This is a genomic window from Saccharospirillum sp., from assembly GCF_040881935.1.
In the GTDB taxonomy this organism is placed as follows: Bacteria; Pseudomonadota; Gammaproteobacteria; order Pseudomonadales; family Natronospirillaceae; genus Saccharospirillum.
Map to the genome: position 1 here is coordinate 1 of NZ_JBBECH010000071.1, position 16,693 is coordinate 16,693.

The window sequence follows — 16,693 nt, forward strand, 5'->3', positions numbered from 1 at the left end:
CTTGCGAACCGCAGACACCGTTCGATACCCCACTTACCCGATTTTTTCACAAATTAGACGTGCCCAATGCCGGGCACTAGTCCCTCGGTGGGGCACCGAACAGACCCCTGCATTGGGGTGGGGCACGATAGGCTTTCGGTGCTGATCGCGTAGTTCCACATGGGCTTCCCTCGCGAGCACCATAGAGTCGTGTGTGCAAGCTGTTCCAATGTGGCTTCGAACCTTCCCGCCAATTACATTAAAAAAATTTACGTTGCCGATTAATAGCATTCTGGCCAGTAAGAGGGTCAGAGAACAGAGTTCAGAGGACATAACGACAATGCATTCAGTGTCACCCAATAGTCAGCCAGCGACGTCCCCTTATTCGGCACCGCAGCAAGAGAGTAGCAGGCAGCTTTACTTCGCGATGTTAGATGAACGCGGGAGTAGTGCGGGCGAGATCGACGAGTTGGCGCGGTCTGCATCACGCGCCTTTCTGGTGGAAAAACTTCGCGTGGCAACGGATATCGACGCAGACTTTCCGAACGAGATGCGGTCATTGCCGGGCGTGTTACGCGAAGCCCACGATCTCACAGCACAAGCATACCGACACTACCTCGACGAACGGCACGCCGGCGCGCCGCGGCGCTTCTTCAGTTGTCGTTCACATGCCATGTACTTTCTTCGCGCGGTTGCCCCCACCAAGCTGGTGGATGGCGCCTGGCTTTATGGCTTGTTGCGGCGCTGGCAGGATCCGCGGCTCGCGTCGCTTATCCGAACCTATCTTGAAGAACTCGGTTGCGGCAATGTGCTGCAAAACCATGTGGTGCTCTACCAACAATTGCTCGCCCGCTATGGGTGCGATCACTGGCAAAACGGCCCCGACGAGCACTTCACTCAAGGTGCCGTGCAGCTAGCGCTGGCCCACCATGCCCATGATTTCCTGCCGGAACTGATTGGCTTCAATCTCGGTTATGAACAGTTGCCGTTGCACTTGCCAATCACGGCTTACGAACTGAACGAACTCGATATCGACCCGTACTACTTCAGCCTGCATGTGACCATCGATAATGCTTCAACCGGGCACGCGCGCAAGGCGTTGCAAAGCGTGCTCGATTGCGCGCCGAGAATCGGCAATGTTGCAGAGTTTCATCGTCGGGTGGGAAACGGCTACCGCTTGAACCTTGTCGGTATGGGCACGAATCAGGCGATTGCCTCTTTCGATCTTGAGCAGGAACTGCTGCGGGTTTTAGCCGACAAAGCCGTGATCGGAACACAGTTGCATTCGGACTATTGCGTCGTCAGTGGCCGGACGGTGAGCGACTGGCTTTCTTCACCGGGCGACATTCCAGATCTGCTGACAGCTCTGCAATCCGCCGGTTGGATACGGCGTGGCGAGAACCCGGAGCACAGCCGCTTCTGGTGCCTGTTGACCGATGAACAAGCGCCCATGTTCGGCGTCTTCGACGGCTACGAAAAACAACTCCTAAAAGATTGGATTCTGGCCGATGCAGACACGGCACCGACCGCGCGAACCAGAAACCGCTTTCGCAAACGCCAGACTGCAGAGCATGCTGAAGGGGCGGCTGCCGTGTTGCCAGGTGACGCCACCGTCGAACACATCATCGCCCACCACACCAGCGGTGACCCGGGGCCTGGCAGCTGCGCAGACGTTGACGCGCTTTTTAGCCAGTTAACCGGGGTCGATACCAAGGCGGAGGCGCTCGCCGTGTTAGCTGGAATGCTCTCGCCAGCGAACCACCCAACGCCCGCGGGCCTGGCGGCAACAAGGCTCTATACCGATCTCTTTCAACAAGTAACCTAACCATGAACACCGATTCTCTACTGCATCTTGCGATGTTACTCAAAGCGACCGGGTACTCATTCACCACCGTATCACCGGCGACCCACGCCCGTGTCAATTCACGGTTAAAAAATGCGTGGGCGCGTAACGCAACAGACGTTTTCGGTTGGAGCCGACCGTTCACTGAGGGTGTTCTACTGCCTGAGCTTTTCGAGGCAATGCGCAATGCGGGTGTACTGGAAACACAGGGTGAGGGTTGGATCTCACTCGTGCGTGCTTCAACGCTACGCGACCAACTTTTTCTGCACTCGGCGTATCCGACGACGGCCCCTGATGCCGTTTTTTTTGGACCCGACACCTACCGCTTCGCCAACGCAATCGCCCGACACCTTGCCGGTGACGTACGCCTGCGGCGTGCCGTCGACATCGGTTGTGGCGCTGGTCCTGGCGCCGTGGTCGTTGCGCTCGAATGGCCACTGGCCGAGGTGTTTGCTGTGGACATCAACGACATAGCCCTGCAGTGCACCGCCGTCAACGCCCTCCTCGCTGGCGCCGAGCGAATCATCACTCAACACTCAAATCTGCTTGATGGCGTTGATGGAGACTTTGATTTGATCGTCGCCAACCCACCATACCTGCTCGATGCGCAGGAGCGCACTTACCGGCACGGTGGCGGTAATTTCGGCGAAGGGCTTTCCCTGGCCATTGCGGGCCTGGCGAAAACGAGGCTGGCCCCGGGCGGCACGCTGTTGCTGTATACGGGCACTGCCATCATCGACGGTACCGACCTGTTTCTCGCTTCGGTCGCGCCGCTGCTCGACAATACCTCCCTCGAATGGCACTACCAGGAAATCGACCCCGATGTGTTCGGCGAAGAACTGGCAGAGCCAGCCTACGAAGACGTTGATCGCATTGCAGCGGTTCTGCTTACTGCCCGCAGGGTAAGGTCATGAACATTCTCAATAGCCGATTCCTGCGTGGACCCAACATCCATCGCATGGAGCCTTGTTTCGTGGCGCTGCTTGACCTCGAAGGCCACCGAACGGTCGAGGTTGCAACATTGCAGGGCGGAGCCGCTTTGTTAGGAACGCTTATGCCGGGTCGTGTCCCCCCTGTTTTTCTTGACGCGCCCGAAGCCGCTCGGTTACTCGCACGGCTTATGTTCGCGGTGCAAGCCTGGGCGGGCAGCCCGGCGACATTTTGCGACGCAGTGGCACTCACGCCTTCAACACCGAACCGGTATCACTTGCTATGCGGCTATCAGCATGAAGCGGTGGTCAAAGAAGCGCTTCGGCTTTCGGTCGCGTTCGTCACGGCGATGCTAAACCACCAGCCGTTTGACTTCGAAGCGCGGCTCGACTCATTGAGAAAACTCGCCAACGCCCGTGCAATAACACCCGAGGCACAGGCGCTGTTATTGGCAGCGCGCGAACGCGGAATCCCGGTGATACGCCTTGAAGACGATGGGCATTGCTTCGCGCTGGGGTGGGGCGTTCGCCAACAGCACTACCAGGGCTGGCCCCCCCTGCCCGATGGTTCGGCTGCATCACTCGCCGCCCTATTTTCCGGGAACAACGACGGCCGGATTCCTGTTGTGGCGGTAACCGGCACTAATGGCAAGACGACCACGACACGGCTCATTTCACATGTTCTTCGTTTCTGCGGGGCGCACACGGGCACGACAACGACGCAGGGCATTTATATCGACGGCCAATGTGTGGAAAGCGGAGATTGTTCAGGTTACTGGTCGGCGCGCAGGGTACTGAATGACCCAGTAGTGGAGGTGGCGACGCTTGAGATAGCGAGAGGTGGAATTCTGAAGCGCGGCCTCGCGTTCGACCGCTGCGACGTGGGCGTCGTGTTGAACGTCAGCAGCGACCACCTGGGACTCGATGGCATCGAGACACTGGACGACATGGCGCAGGTTAAAGGCCTGGTGGCACGTTGCGCCCGGGACGCTGCCATTCTGAACGCAGACGATCCCCTGTGTGTGGCGATGCGCGACACCCTTGCACCCGATTGCAAACCGGTATTTTTCGCCATGGACGCGCGCAATCAGGTGCTGCTCGACCATGTGCAGGGCGGTGGCGCCGGCGCCTTCCTCACCGACGACGGCTGGCTGGTCTGGTGTCACGCGGGTGAGTGTTCGCAGGTGGTAAAAGCAACGGATCTTCCGTTCACCCTGCAAGGCCATGCCCGTCACAACACCGCCAATGCACTGGCCGCGCTCGCTGCCTTGTGTTGCCTCGGCTACGAGACAGCCGCGATTGCGAGGTCTTTGACAAGTTTCGTCTCCAATGCGCAAAGCAACCCGTTACGCGGCAACCTGTTCGAGGTCGATGGCGTCAAACTTATCGTCGACTATGCGCACAACGTTGTCGCCTACCGTGCGCTGTGCGAGATGGCGCGGTCGATAAACCAGGGTGCTGCCAGGCTTCTGGGCGTGATCACCTCTCCGGGAGACCGTCGCCCCGAAGATCTGTACGCGACAGGCCAGGTATGCGGCCAGGGCTTCGATGAGTTCGTGGTTTACGAGCAACATCCGCGCGGTCGCGATGCAGGCACGATTACCCGGGAAATCCTCAGCGGCGCGCGCAGTGTGGCCCCCGACAAACCAATGCACGGCGAACCGCAGATTCGCCAGGCACTGTGGCGAGGCCTGACTATGGCAAGCCCCGGTGACGTACTCGTTTTCACCTGCGCGGGCACCTTCGAAGACCTTGTCGAAGGCGTCCGGCTCAAGAACCCAGCCGAGGCTGAACGAATTGCACATGAGGTGTTCCAATTACACAGTGCGCCCCATGATCGGAGGAATGATGAAAAAAGAGTCCAGTGATGCTGTGGACGTCCCGCGCAACGGTCACCTCGTGATCGTGGGCGGCCACGAGAATCGCAAGTGCGACATGGTCATTCTTGACCGCTTTGTTGCTCTGGCTGGCGGCCCGGCTTCGACCATTTTCGTACTCACCACCGCCAGCAGCAAGCACGAAGAAATGTGGGGCATTTACAAAAAGGCCTTCACCAGGCTGGGTGTGCGCCACCTGATGACAGCGAACATAAAAACCCGTGAGGATGCCGGCGACGAAGCGACAGCGGCCAGGGTGTTCGAAGCGGATGGCATCTTTATGACCGGTGGCGACCAGAAGCGGCTGATGGCGCTGATCGGTGGCACCCGCATCGACCATGCAATGCACCGCGCCTTGCGTGAGCGGGGCGCCTGCATCGGTGGCACCAGTGCCGGGGCGTCAGCCATGTCGGAGCACATGCTCTTCGACGGTAGCAAAGATCTGCTCCCGCAAAAGGGGTCGGTTCGCCTGGGCGCCGGGCTTGGTTTGGTGCGTCGGGTTATCATCGATCAGCATTTTTCAGAACGGCAACGGCTCGGCAGATTGTTGTCGGCTGTCGCGCAAAATCCCTACCTGCTCGGCGCCGGGATCGACGAAAACACCGCCTTGATCGTCAGACCTGGCCATGGTGTTGAGGTTATCGGCGATGGCGCCGTAACGCTCATTGATGGCCGCGAAATGCTGTCTAATTTCACCGAAGTGAAAAGCCGGGAGACGATCGAGCTCGCTGATGTGCGGCTACACCTGTTGCCCGCAGGCGTCGGCCATGATCTTGCGTCCTTCACGCACGCTGAAGACACAGCAGGGCATGTCGCGTCGCTTTCTCCGGGATTGGGCGAAGCCGTCGCCGCCGTCAGCTCATGGAGCGGTATGCATCGCGAGGCAGTAGAACGCAAGAAAATAGGTGAGCTGTCATGAAAGTGATCGAACGCCATGTTCTGAGGGGGCCGAACATTTACGCGGCCCGACCGGTATACCTCGCCGTGATCGACCTTGAAACGCTAGATGATGTGCCTTCCACGGCCATTCCCGGTTTCATCGAATCGCTCCTCGTGGCCGTGCCCACTTTGCATGAACACCGCTGCTCACCGGGTTACGTCGGTGGCTTCGTCGAGCGCTTGCGGGATGGGACCTACATGGCCCACATCGTCGAACACTTGTCGATTGAATTGCAGTGCCTGGCCGGGTTGCCGGTTGGCTTTGGCAAGGCGCGCATGGTAGCGGGCAGGCCAGGCTATTACCGCGTGATTTTTGCCTACCTGGACGAGCACGTCGCCGAGGCCGCCCTGAACCTTGCCATCGAACTTGTAACCGCACTCGCCGCTGGGAAGCCCGCCATGTTGGAAGCTGGCCTGACTCAGCTGCGACAACTCGCGCAAGCCGCCGCGGTCGGCCCCAGCACAGGTGCCATCATTGAAGCCGCTAAACAGCGAGGCATTCCGATATTAAGGCTTACCGAAAACGCCAGCCTGTTTCAGCTCGGTTGGGGCGTCAGGCAGCAACGCATCCAGGCGACAATGACCAGTAATACGAACCACATCGCTGTTGGTATTGCCAGCGACAAGGAATTGACCAAGCGCCTGTTGTGGGAAGCGGGACTTCCTGTTCCGCAAGGGCGGACCGTATTAACGCTCGAAGAAGCCCAGGCTGCACAGCGCGAGTACGGCTGTGTGGCGATCAAGCCGCTGTGTGGCAACCAGGGCCGGGGAGTGACGACCAGGGTGCTGGATGAACAAGCCGTCGGGGCGGCATTCAGCCACGCACGGCAGTTTGGGCGTCGCGTGATTGTGGAGAAACACATCGAAGGAAACGACTACCGCGTGCTTGTGATCGGCCACAAGGTGATTGCCGCATCACTCCGGGTACCACCAGAGGTCGTCGGCGACGGTACTTCGACGGTTCGCCAACTTGTAGCGGCGATTAACACCGACCCGAATCGCGGAGACGGCCACGAGAACGTGCTCACCAAGATCCGTCTCGACGAGACGGCGGTCATTGAACTGGCCCGGCAAGGGCTCGACGCAGACTCTGTCCCCTGTGCCGGGCAAGTTGTAAGAGTACGGGGCAACGCCAACCTCTCGACCGGCGGAACCGCTCAGGATGTGACCAGTGAGATCCACCCGGACACCGCGTTTGCCTGCGTGCGTGCCGCCCAAAAAATCGGTCTGGATGTGGCTGGCATAGACCTGGTGTGCCGTGACATCGCCTTACCGTTGCAGACTCAGGGCGGCGCTATCATCGAGATGAACGCGGCCCCCGGCATCCGCATGCATGAACACCCGAGTGGTGGAGAACGCAACCAGGTCGGCCGCGCGATTGTCGACTCTTTATTTCCGGCCGGTGACAACGGGCGAGTACCGATCATCGCGGTCACCGGCAGCAACGGAAAAACGACAACGACGCTGTCGATCGCACACGTCCTGCAGCGTCTCGGCTATGTGACCGGCGTTGCGACGACCGAAGGCATCACCATCGCCGGGCAGCGCATCAAAGCCGGTGATTGTTCCGGCTATTGGTCGGCGCACACCGTACTAACGTCACCGGAAGTGGAGTTTGCGGTACTGGAGACGGCCCGTGGCGGCATGCTAAAGCGCGGACTCGGCTTCGATAAATGCGATGTCGGCATCGTCCTGAACGTACAGAACGACCACCTCGGCCAGGATGGCATTGAAACGCTACAAGCCCTGGCGCGAGTGAAAGGGCTCATCGTGGCGACCGCTCGCAAGGCCGTGGTGCTCAACGTCGATGACGCCCACTGCGTTGAAATGGCGCGCAGAGCGCCGCCGCGCACTGAAGTCATTTATTTTGGATTCGACGTTACTCATCCTGTTTTGGTAGAGCATCTTGCGTGCAAAGGGCGGGCGGTTTATTCGCACAATGCCATGCTGATGTGGGCCGATGGCGATAACCACCAGCCGTTGACCACTATCGCTCATCTGCCCAACACGCTCAACGGACGCGCCCGACACAATGTTGTTAATGCCATGGCGTCCTTCGCGGCTTTGTTGGCACTGGCCGTGCCGAGAGAACGTATTGCCGCCGCGCTCGCGAGCTTCATCCCAAGCGAAAGCCAGACTCCACTGCGTCTTAATCTCTACCGCACCGGCGGCGTCACGCTAATGGTGGACTATGCGCACAATGTGGCCGCCTACGAAGCCATTATCACCACCGGACGACAATTGACACAGGGCCGCCTTATCGGCGTCGTTTCTGCGCCCAGCGACCGGCGTAAGACCGACCTGATCGCCATCGGTCAGCTGTGCGGCGCGGGCTTCGATGAACTGGTGATTTATGAAATGGATGACCTGCGCCACAAACGACCCGGAGAAACCGCTGAGCAGATCGCCCGCGGCGCGCTCGCTGCCCAGCAAACAGGCGCACATGCGGCGAACGGGCGGCCGTGGGTTCATACCCATCTGGACATTCGTGCGGCGATACGCGAAGCCTTCGGCAAGGCGGAGCCCGGCGATCTCATCATCATTGGGTGCGCCAGTCATGTATCGGAGCTGCGGGAGGCGCTCGGGAACGTCGAGTTGACGACCGTTGATGCGTCGATTCTGGAGTGTTCTGTCATTGAAAACCTTGTCTGGGGGACCAGGCTTATTCCACCGGTGCTAAATGACTACGCAGCCAACTGAGTCAGGCTAATGTCAGACGCTGCGACCGACCCAATTAAGTCGTTGGTTTTTGGGCACGGTTCAGGGCATCTCTGAACGAAAAGTGGCCGAACTGGCGCTAGCGGTGGCTAAGGGGTCCGGCCAGGCTGCGTCCTCACGTTTGCTAGCGCACAGACCCCTCGCTGATAGCTTGAAATAATCAGGTGGAATTAGCGGCATGGACACCGTTGATTCCAGAGTCTATAGCGTGCATTTGAGTGAATGCCGAGGAGAGTGAAATGGAGCCATCAAATAGAGATAACGATCGCCGCAGCTCGAGCAGGAAGCCCGCCAGTGGTAGCAACGAAACGCTGAAGCAGAACATTGAAGAAGAAGCCCGCAAAGCGAGGCAAGAAGCAGGCGCCGAAGCGCGCGAAAAGGCCCGGGAAGGCCAGCACCGAATAGCGGACGAGGCAGGTGCCGTGTCGGATGCGCTCGATGCAGTGGCATCACAACTGGACGATAACGACCGCGAAGGCCTGGCGCGCTATGCTCGCGAGATGAGCCGTAACCTTGCCAATGTTGCCGGAAAGATCGAAGACCGCAGCGTCGACCAGTTGGCGAATGATGCCAAGCGTCTGGCCCGGAACAACCCCGCCCTGTTCATGCTTGGCAGCATTGCCATCGGCTTTGGTCTGTCGAGGTTCTTCAAGGCGAGTGCGGAGCACGACGATGACAACTCGTTGACTGGCACGCCCAATCAACAGGGCGAACGTGAGATGCCAATTGCGAACACCTCATCGCCGGACCCGCAAACCCGTGACGGGAGGGACATGCTATGAATAAGAAACAGGAACACGGAACCGATGCGGCTACACCGGAACATGCGGCTCACCGCGAACAGGGTGGGCATTCAATTTCCGAGCTGATTCGCGACCTCGCGACTGACCTATCCACGTTGCTGCGCAAGGAGATCGCGCTGGCAAAATCTGAAGTCGGGGAATCCGTCTCCGAAGCGAAAACGTCGATCGGCGCGCTTGCAACCGGAGTTGCCACCGCCATGGCGGGGTTAGTAGTTCTGCTCATGAGCGCGGTGTACGGGCTCAGCAATGTCGTCGAACCGTGGCTTGCGGCGCTGATCGTCGGCGCAGCAGCGCTCCTGGTCGGCTATATGATGGTCGCCTCGGCCAAGAAAAAAATGAGCGCGCAATCGATCGTGCCGGATCGGACAATGGATTCCATGAAGAAAGACACAGAGACTGTGAAGAGGGCAACCCAATGAACACAGGTACCGATTCCCGCCGCGCTAACACTCGCCGCGACCACGATAAAGATGACAGAACAAAAAGCCCGGAACAACTGGAACGCGAAGTCGACGAAGCGCGCGCCAGCCTCAGCAGAACGGCGAGGGATCTGTCCGACCGGTTTTCGCCCGGTGAACTGATGGACCAGGCACTCGGCATGGCCCGCGAGCACGGTGGTGAGTTCGGCCGCAACTTGGGCAACCAGGTTAAAAATAACCCGTTGCCACTGATACTCACCAGCGTCGGCATCTCGTGGATGATGATGTCGTCCGGTCGCAAACAGGGCGGCAGTGTGAAGAACGCCCTTGGCGATGCCGCAACGAAGACGCATGACAAGGCGGCCGCCATGGGCGATCGCTTGCACGATGCAACCGCCAGCACGAATGAATACGGGCAACATGCCCGTGATAGCCTCGCGCAGTTCTATCGCGAACAACCGCTGCTGGCGGGCAGCATAGGTATCGCGATTGGCGCCGCGCTGGGTGCATTGGTACCGTCGACCGATATCGAAGACGAAATGTTCGGCGAAGCCAGCGATCAAAGCGTCGATGCTGCGAAGTCAAAAGCCGCCGATAAATACGACGAGGTCCGCGATTCGGTGGGGTCGTAATAGGCCGACACCGTAGCGACCGCATTGGTTGCCTCATTGGTTCTGCTACGGTTAGACGCGAATCTGAATCGGTAGTACATGCACATCCCCGCCCCGGCCAAGGAGCTGGCCAGGGTGGTGGGGCGGATCCTGGCCTTCTCCTGCTATTGCAATATGTTCGGACGCCCACTTCGTTGGGTGTCCTATTGGCCCTCTGTTTGTCATTCATCCTGCCGTTCATAGTACACTGCCGCACTGTGTCGAATGGCTTGCATAGAGAAACGAATGTCAACGGAAACCTCAGCGGAAACCAATGCCACCAGCAAAGCTCCCTGGAACACCACCCTGGCGGGCTGGTTACTGCTGTGGGTGGTTATTGCTGCTGTATTGGCGGTGATTTTACCGGGGTTTCCAGCGGCCCTTGCCGGTGGCTTGATCTGGCTGGTGGCTGTGTTGCTCAAGGGCGGTGGCATCAAAGGGGCTCAACGCATCCAGGTGATCGTTATGTTCAGTGTCGGCAGCCTGGGCTTGCTGGCTGGGTTACTGAACGGTGCCGATAGCCGCCATTTGCTACGCGCACTCGAGGCAAACCAGATGGTCATCGCCATGCTTATCGGTGTGAGCTTTCTGCGATTGGTGACCACTGGTGAACTCAACACCCGTGACTCTCTGCCAACGGGACGCAAAGCATTGCTGAGCACCCTGGCCGGGCCGCATCTGTTTGGCTCGGTGATCAACATGTCGGCTTTGTTTATTGTTGGTGACCGGCTCAGTCAGCAGCAGCCGTTGTCTACACTGCAAGCGCTGATCATGAGCCGGGCTTTTAGCCTGTGCGCGCACTGGTCGCCGTTTTTTGCGGCCATGGGTGTGGCTCTGATTAATGCGCCCGGTGCACAATTGACCACGCTTTCCAGCGTGGGTGTGCCGTTGTCGTTGCTGATGCTGGGGTACACCTATTGGGAGTTGCGCCGTGCGCCGGAGGCAAATCAACTGACCGGTTTTCCACTCAACCCTGGCTCACTCTGGTTACCGTTGCTGCTGGCCGTGCTGGTGATGGTGAGTCACCAGATATGGCCCGAGGTGCCGGTACTGACGCTGGTTACGCTAATTGCCGTGCTCGTCGCGTTCACCTGGTCTGTGTTGCGCGAAGGCCTACCTGGAGTTTATAAAAGCATCCAGCACGTTCAAACGGCACTGCCGCGCCAGGGCAATGAAGTCATGCTGTTTCTCGGCGCCGCGGTGCTCGGTGCCGGTGTGGCCGCCTTGCTGGATTCGTTCGATATTCAACTGGCCTTCGCAACCTTCGGTGCCAACCAGGCTTTTGTGGTGTTGTTGATTATGGTCACCCTGGCCATGGTCGGTATGCACCCGGTGACGTCTGTTACTTTGGTCGGCAGCTTGCTGGCACCGGTGGTAGATGACGCTAACCTGCTCGCCCTGGTTTTTTTAATGACCTGGGCCTTTGGTGCGGGTATATCGCCTTTTTCTGGCTTGCAACTGAGTTTGCTTTCGCGATATCAGATTGCTGCCATGGCAATGCTGCGTCGAAACTGGCGATACGCTCTGGTGTTGTTGGCGGCAGACTACCTGGCCTTGCTGGTGTATGGCTGGGTTTCGCAATGAAGCGGTGGGTCAGGCATGAATGACGATTTGGACTGAACGGCTGAAAATAGTGGAGAGTCGCATGGACTGGACAACGATCGATTTGAGTGAGAAACCTGCTCTGCACGATGCCGCCGCAAGACTGCTGATGGACGCCTTCCTGGCCAAAGGCAATACAGCATGGCCAACCCTTGAACGGGCACGGCAAACGCTGGATGAGTGCACCGGAGCCCCCAATCTCTGTCTGGGTTTGCTAAGCAATGGGACGCTAACCGGATGGGGAGGGCTAAGACCAATGTACGACAAAACCTGGGAGCTACACCCCCTGGTTGTAGCGCCTGCGCAGCAGGGGCAGGGGGTCGGCAGTGCCCTGATGCAAGCTCTGGAGCAACGCGCCAAAGCCCTGGGGTTGATTGGTATCGTACTGGGCTCGGATGACGAACTGTTTGAAACCAGCTTGTCGCAAGTGAACATCACAGGCAGTAATGCCCTGGTTGAAATGCAACGGCTAACGAACCTGAAGCGACACCCTTTTGAATTTTACCAACGGTGCGGTTACAGCGTTGTTGGCATGGTTCCCAATGCCAATGGCAAGAACAAACCCGATATCCTGATGTGGAAAGATCTGACGGTAGCGTGACCAGTCGCCCTTAGTCATGCCTGACAGAAACAGCCTACAGATCTTCTGTATAAAGATGCCAATGATGTTCTATGGGCGCCTTGACGGTAAAATCCTGAAAGCCCAGAGACGCGTACAGCGATTTGGCAACGGTGTTGTCGTCTTCCACTTCCAGCGTAACCTTGGCCACATTCGATGCTTTGGCTTTTGCCAATACCCAAGTGAGCAATTGCCTGCCTGCGCCCAAGCCCCGGGCCGACCGTGAGACCATCACGTCGTGCAGGTTCCACACCTGTTTGGAGCGGTAAGTGGAGTAGGTTTCGAAACACACGCAAAAGGCAATGGGTTTGCCGTCGTCGAAGGCCATGAACCCTCTGAAATAGGGCAGCTCCGAGAGCTCCTCGGCAATGGTGGGGCTCATGTTGGGTTTCACTTCAGCCGCATATTCTCTAAAGAGTGCTGTTAGCAGGCTGATGTCGTGTTTCGATGTTCGGTCGATCTCTCGCAATTCCATGACAATCCCCAGTGCGTATTCAATATCAGCAACACCTTAACCCAATATCGAGCCAAACCGAACGACCCACCTTCACAGTGATTCGCGCATAATGGCCTCTATTGACTCGGTTGGCAGAACCACCGGGTTGGCTTTCATTGAAGATGAGCTGGCGGCTGTGTGGGCTGTTTGGGTGATGTGTTCCTCGGTTACGCCCAGCGCAGCAAGGCCGGGCAAGCCGTTGTCGGCAATCCATTGGCGGAAAACGGGTAATGCCTGGTCGGGAGAGGTTTCGAACACCTCGGCTATCCAACCGATCACCCTGTCGAGTCGGGCCCGTGTTTCCGCGTTCCCCACAGTGTTTCGGTTAGCGGCAATGCCCGCTGGTAACAGCGCACCGCAAATGGCGCCGTGGGGTGCTCCGCACAGCCCACCCAGCGGGCCGGCAATGCCGTGAACCACGCCCAACCCCGAGTTGGCAAGCGCAAGCCCGCCGAACAGACTCACCTGGGCCAGGTCGTCACGCGCTTCTTCAGACTCGGCCTTCATCAGTTGCCGAAGCGCTCGCAGGCCCTTGGGAATGGCCTCCACACACAGCAGGTCGGTGAATACCGTCGAGCGTGATGATACATAGGGCTCAATGACCTGGGTAATGGCATCCAGGCCCGAATGAAGCGTAACGAGGCGAGGGCATTGGTCGGTGAGCGCGGGGTCGATCAGCGCCAGGTCGGGCAATAACTGCGCATCTCTCAGGCTGACCTTACGTTGAGCGTCGGGTACATCAATGACCGCGTTACGGGTCACTTCCGCCCCTGTGCCTGAGGTGGTGGGTACCAGAATCAACGGCAAACGCCGTGCAGACAACGGCAGCCCTTGCCCGACCACTTCCAGGTGGCTTATCAGATCGGTGTCACTCGGCAGCATGGCCGCCAGCACCTTGGCTGAATCCATCACCGAGCCACCGCCTATGCCCAGCACCACCTCGATACCGAGTGATTTGCCTTCGTTTACCGCGGCGATCAGTGTTTGCAAATCCGGCTCTTTGCCGATGGAAAGCGTCTGCACGACCTCAAGGTCGGTGAGTGATTGAAAGACACTCTCAAGCCTGGCCGGGCTTCGGCCGTGCACAATGAGTGTGCGAGTGCCCAGCTTTTTAGCGCGATGATTAAGCTGAGCAACCTGACCCCGACCGAACATGATCTCCTGTGGGGTGAGTAAGTTGAAGGCGTTTTTCATTCAGGGCACCGGGTGGGTGTGTTTGGGGTTTAAACCAGGGAAACTAGTTGTAGGGTACCCGTTAGGCACCCTTTTCATAATGGTAACAGCATAGACCAGCCGATTACTTTGCCAGACCATGATCGACCTCGCCACCCCGGCTGTTGATGGTGACCTCGATCAGCTCGATGTCATCGCCGGCGGCCTCCACATCGCGAACTCGCGATCTGGGCGCGGACGGTGAACCATTGTTGGGGCATGATGTGAACGTCTCCATTGGGTGGATGGAGATATCATGCGGGGGTAATGGGGTTGGTGCCTGTGGTGGGCTATTGTCACAACGATTGTAAGCCGATCTTTGTGGTTACTTTACTGGACACGCTAATCTGATCCAGGTAATTATCGGCCTGATCAACCCCCCATTCTTTGCAGGTATATATCCAGATTCCGGTGAGATCAGATTCCGCCTTCGGCGTGACGGTTAGCCTAAGCACTAATTCGACACCTTCATTCGTTTACGGCCAGCCGCTTTGATAGCCGATATGTCGAGTGGCTCAGGCTTCCCACTTGACTCACCCTCAGCGAGAGCCTGCCTCAGCGTGGCAAGACGTTCCTTGGCCTGCTGGTCTCTTCGGATGAGATCGCGGATATACTCGCTATCATTGCCAAAGTGACCGCTTTCAATCTGGCCTTTCACCCAGTCGTTTTGCTGTTCAGTCAGCGTTATGGTCTTCCGGTGCATATTCATAGCTGGTGCTCCTAACGCAGCAGGTGTATGACAATATCATATTACTAGCTTGCTCCGGATCAACTCCCTATTTTTTGTAGCCAGACACTCAAGGTAATGCTTGATTTCAGTATCAAATGAAGCGGGCCGTCAGCGAGACGAGCTGGACACCCAGCTCTGTATTAATTAATCAAAACTATCGATATTAAAGTTATGATAGCTTTATGATGTGAGTGTCACGATAGTTCGTGCGCTATTCTGTCATTTCACCAGCTTGTTAGCTTTTTTTGCTTTCTATTGCGAGACTTTAAAATCGTTCAGCCAGATTTTCGATATCACTCACTGCGGTGGATGTCCCGCTTAGTCCGGTGTTTTGGTGGCCTACATTGGCTACTTGGTTTGGGAAAAATGGTCAATTTCATAAGAAGCGACAGTGGCCCACAGTAGTCAACCCCGATCCTCCAAAAATCAGACTGTCATTAATCAAGACATGGATTATTCATGAATACCTTACTTACAACCGAAGAAGTACTTGAGCTGGTAAACACCGAGTACTCATCGCTGGGAAAAGCCCACAATTGCAAGTTCCTGGGGCGGGGTTGTAACGACCACTATCTCATCGGAATTGGTTGCATGTGGTATGTTTTTCGAGTGTACATGAACCACAAATACTACATAGAGAATCCAGACGCTTTCCAGTTTGAGCTTGATCTACTCGATCACCTTTGTGGTGCAGGCATACCGGTCTCTCCTGCAAAAAGAAGAGATAATAATGAACTGCTTGGGTGGACAAGTACAACTTCGGGCGATAGAGCATTTGCACTGTTCACTTATGCAAAAGGTTGCGTGCTCAATCGAAGAACGACCACCCCTGAGCGATTCTTCCTTTTGGGCAAAACAACTGCAGAGTTCCACCTGGCGGCCAATGATTTTCAGTCAAAGCACAGTCGCTATCATCTGAACAGAAAGTATTTGGTCGATGAACCTCTGAAGATAATCGCTCAACAGAGCGACAAAGCTTTAAGAACAATATCAGAACATGAAGTCGGAGCAATAGAAAAGACCATCTCTTCCATTCAACCCATAGAAGAACTGATTGACACCGTCTCATCACTTGATGTTTCCGGTGATGAGTACGGCATTATTCACGGCGACTTACATCCCGGCAATGTTCACTTTTATAAGGACCAAATCGCCCTATTCGATTTTGACCATTGTGCCTATGGCTGGCGTGCGTATGAGCTGGCAGTGACAGATTATATGAACGAATGGCAAAAGACAGAACTTTTGAGAGGCTACGAATCAGTACGCCCATTAAGCAAAGGTGAGCGAGATTGCATAACAGTTTTCGCGAAACTGAGACGATTATGGAACGTCGGTGACGCTTTGGCGATTGATCTAATACGAGATGAACCAAGCTCGTGAATACTGATTTGTTACCCACGTAGTATATCATCCAGCAGCTCTGACGACTCCTCTGGATGGACACCCAATGTAATGCTTGATCCTGAATCTGTCATCCAGTATTTTATACAGTACTAAATGAAGCGGGCCGTCGGGGTAAGACACAATGCCACGTCCAAGGAAAAGCCAGATCGCCCTGGAGGCGACACGCTACTATCACTGCACCTCCCGGTGTGTGCGACGCGCGTTCTTGTGTGGGCGTGATGAGCATTCCGGTAACGACTACGAACATCGGCGCGGTTGGATTGAACATCGTATGCGGGAATTGGCAGAGGTATACGCACTCGATATCTGCGCCTATGCCGTCATGTCCAACCACTACCATATCGTTCTGCACATCAACACTGAGAAGGCAAAAGGCTGGACGGATACCGAAGTGATTGAGCATTGGCACAGACTGTTGTTAATGGCCATTTAAAATAACCCACTACTGGCCATTAATTTTGACCCACCCC

The 16,693-nt window shown here is 56.9% G+C and carries 14 protein-coding genes and 1 pseudogene; 12 read left to right on the top strand and 3 right to left on the bottom strand.

Features of this window, described 5'->3' with window-relative positions:
* Positions 1–406: 406 nt before the first annotated feature.
* The 10 genes from WEB54_RS13190 (at position 407) to aac(6') (ending at position 12,360) form a co-directional block, all read left to right on the top strand.
* Positions 407–1,804 (top strand): iron-containing redox enzyme family protein, encoded by a 1,398-nt coding sequence (locus WEB54_RS13190; protein ID WP_368056134.1) that lies wholly within the window; start codon positions 407–409, stop codon positions 1,802–1,804.
* Between the two features lie 2 nt (positions 1,805–1,806).
* Positions 1,807–2,736 (top strand): methyltransferase, encoded by a 930-nt coding sequence (locus WEB54_RS13195; protein ID WP_368056136.1) that lies wholly within the window; start codon positions 1,807–1,809, stop codon positions 2,734–2,736.
* The gene (locus tag WEB54_RS13200) at positions 2,733–4,619 is read left to right on the top strand and encodes a Mur ligase family protein (protein ID WP_368056138.1); all 1,887 of its coding nucleotides are present in this window, start codon (positions 2,733–2,735) and stop codon (positions 4,617–4,619) included. Before WEB54_RS13195 ends, WEB54_RS13200 begins: the two co-directional genes overlap by 4 nt.
* On the top strand, positions 4,597–5,547 hold the full coding sequence (locus WEB54_RS13205; protein WP_368056140.1) for a cyanophycinase: 951 nt from the start codon (positions 4,597–4,599) through the stop codon (positions 5,545–5,547). Before WEB54_RS13200 ends, WEB54_RS13205 begins: the two co-directional genes overlap by 23 nt.
* Entirely contained in the window at positions 5,544–8,267 is a 2,724-nt protein-coding gene (gene cphA, locus WEB54_RS13210; protein ID WP_368056142.1) for a cyanophycin synthetase, read from the top strand. Before WEB54_RS13205 ends, cphA begins: the two co-directional genes overlap by 4 nt.
* A gap of 257 nt (positions 8,268–8,524) precedes the next feature.
* Complete coding sequence (locus WEB54_RS13215; RefSeq protein WP_368056144.1) at positions 8,525–9,067, top strand: hypothetical protein; 543 nt, start codon at positions 8,525–8,527, stop codon at positions 9,065–9,067.
* The gene (locus WEB54_RS13220) at positions 9,064–9,507 is read left to right on the top strand and encodes a phage holin family protein (protein WP_368056146.1); all 444 of its coding nucleotides are present in this window, start codon (positions 9,064–9,066) and stop codon (positions 9,505–9,507) included. Before WEB54_RS13215 ends, WEB54_RS13220 begins: the two co-directional genes overlap by 4 nt.
* The gene (locus WEB54_RS13225) at positions 9,504–10,139 is read left to right on the top strand and encodes a DUF3618 domain-containing protein (RefSeq protein ID WP_368056148.1); all 636 of its coding nucleotides are present in this window, start codon (positions 9,504–9,506) and stop codon (positions 10,137–10,139) included. The genes WEB54_RS13220 and WEB54_RS13225 overlap by 4 nt, the downstream gene beginning before the upstream one ends.
* A 264-nt stretch (positions 10,140–10,403) precedes the next feature.
* Positions 10,404–11,741 (top strand): hypothetical protein, encoded by a 1,338-nt coding sequence (locus tag WEB54_RS13230; RefSeq protein ID WP_368056150.1) that lies wholly within the window; start codon positions 10,404–10,406, stop codon positions 11,739–11,741.
* 61 nt (positions 11,742–11,802) lie between these two features.
* Entirely contained in the window at positions 11,803–12,360 is a 558-nt protein-coding gene (gene aac(6') / locus WEB54_RS13235; RefSeq protein ID WP_368056151.1) for an AAC(6')-Ia family aminoglycoside 6'-N-acetyltransferase, read from the top strand.
* Positions 12,361–12,394: 34 nt separating this feature from the next.
* On the opposite strand, the gene WEB54_RS13240 is transcribed toward aac(6'), so the two are convergent.
* The 3 genes from WEB54_RS13240 to WEB54_RS13250 all read right to left on the bottom strand — a co-directional run bounded on the left by WEB54_RS13240 (position 12,395) and on the right by WEB54_RS13250 (position 14,795).
* The gene (locus WEB54_RS13240) at positions 12,395–12,853 is read right to left on the bottom strand and encodes an N-acetyltransferase family protein (protein WP_368056153.1); all 459 of its coding nucleotides are present in this window, start codon (positions 12,851–12,853) and stop codon (positions 12,395–12,397) included.
* A gap of 72 nt (positions 12,854–12,925) precedes the next feature.
* Positions 12,926–14,068 (bottom strand): iron-containing alcohol dehydrogenase, encoded by a 1,143-nt coding sequence (locus WEB54_RS13245; protein ID WP_368056155.1) that lies wholly within the window; start codon positions 14,066–14,068, stop codon positions 12,926–12,928.
* A 472-nt stretch (positions 14,069–14,540) separates the two neighbouring features.
* Positions 14,541–14,795: a type II toxin-antitoxin system ParD family antitoxin gene (locus tag WEB54_RS13250; RefSeq protein WP_368056156.1), complete on the bottom strand. Its 255-nt coding sequence runs from the start codon at positions 14,793–14,795 to the stop codon at positions 14,541–14,543.
* A 480-nt stretch (positions 14,796–15,275) separates the two neighbouring features.
* On the opposite strand from WEB54_RS13250, the gene WEB54_RS13255 reads away from it, so the two are divergent.
* The gene (locus WEB54_RS13255; protein ID WP_368056157.1) at positions 15,276–16,199 is read left to right on the top strand and encodes a phosphotransferase; all 924 of its coding nucleotides are present in this window, start codon (positions 15,276–15,278) and stop codon (positions 16,197–16,199) included.
* A gap of 145 nt (positions 16,200–16,344) precedes the next feature.
* Positions 16,345–16,638: pseudogene (locus WEB54_RS13260) on the top strand (transposase); the annotation flags it as partial.
* Positions 16,639–16,693 lie beyond the last annotated feature (55 nt).

Coding starts and splice junctions, on each gene's coding strand:
- WEB54_RS13190 (WP_368056134.1), top strand. CDS start 407: ATGTTAGATGAACGCGGGAGTAGTGCGGGCGAGATCGACGAGTTGGCG.
- WEB54_RS13195 (WP_368056136.1), top strand. CDS start 1,807: ATGAACACCGATTCTCTACTGCATCTTGCGATGTTACTCAAAGCGACC.
- WEB54_RS13200 (WP_368056138.1), top strand. CDS start 2,733: ATGAACATTCTCAATAGCCGATTCCTGCGTGGACCCAACATCCATCGC.
- WEB54_RS13205 (WP_368056140.1), top strand. CDS start 4,597: ATGATGAAAAAAGAGTCCAGTGATGCTGTGGACGTCCCGCGCAACGGT.
- cphA (WP_368056142.1), top strand. CDS start 5,544: ATGAAAGTGATCGAACGCCATGTTCTGAGGGGGCCGAACATTTACGCG.
- WEB54_RS13215 (WP_368056144.1), top strand. CDS start 8,525: ATGGAGCCATCAAATAGAGATAACGATCGCCGCAGCTCGAGCAGGAAG.
- WEB54_RS13220 (WP_368056146.1), top strand. CDS start 9,064: ATGAATAAGAAACAGGAACACGGAACCGATGCGGCTACACCGGAACAT.
- WEB54_RS13225 (WP_368056148.1), top strand. CDS start 9,504: ATGAACACAGGTACCGATTCCCGCCGCGCTAACACTCGCCGCGACCAC.
- WEB54_RS13230 (WP_368056150.1), top strand. CDS start 10,404: ATGTCAACGGAAACCTCAGCGGAAACCAATGCCACCAGCAAAGCTCCC.
- WEB54_RS13240 (WP_368056153.1), bottom strand. CDS start 12,853: ATGGAATTGCGAGAGATCGACCGAACATCGAAACACGACATCAGCCTG.
- WEB54_RS13245 (WP_368056155.1), bottom strand. CDS start 14,068: ATGAAAAACGCCTTCAACTTACTCACCCCACAGGAGATCATGTTCGGT.
- WEB54_RS13250 (WP_368056156.1), bottom strand. CDS start 14,795: ATGAATATGCACCGGAAGACCATAACGCTGACTGAACAGCAAAACGAC.
- WEB54_RS13255 (WP_368056157.1), top strand. CDS start 15,276: ATGAATACCTTACTTACAACCGAAGAAGTACTTGAGCTGGTAAACACC.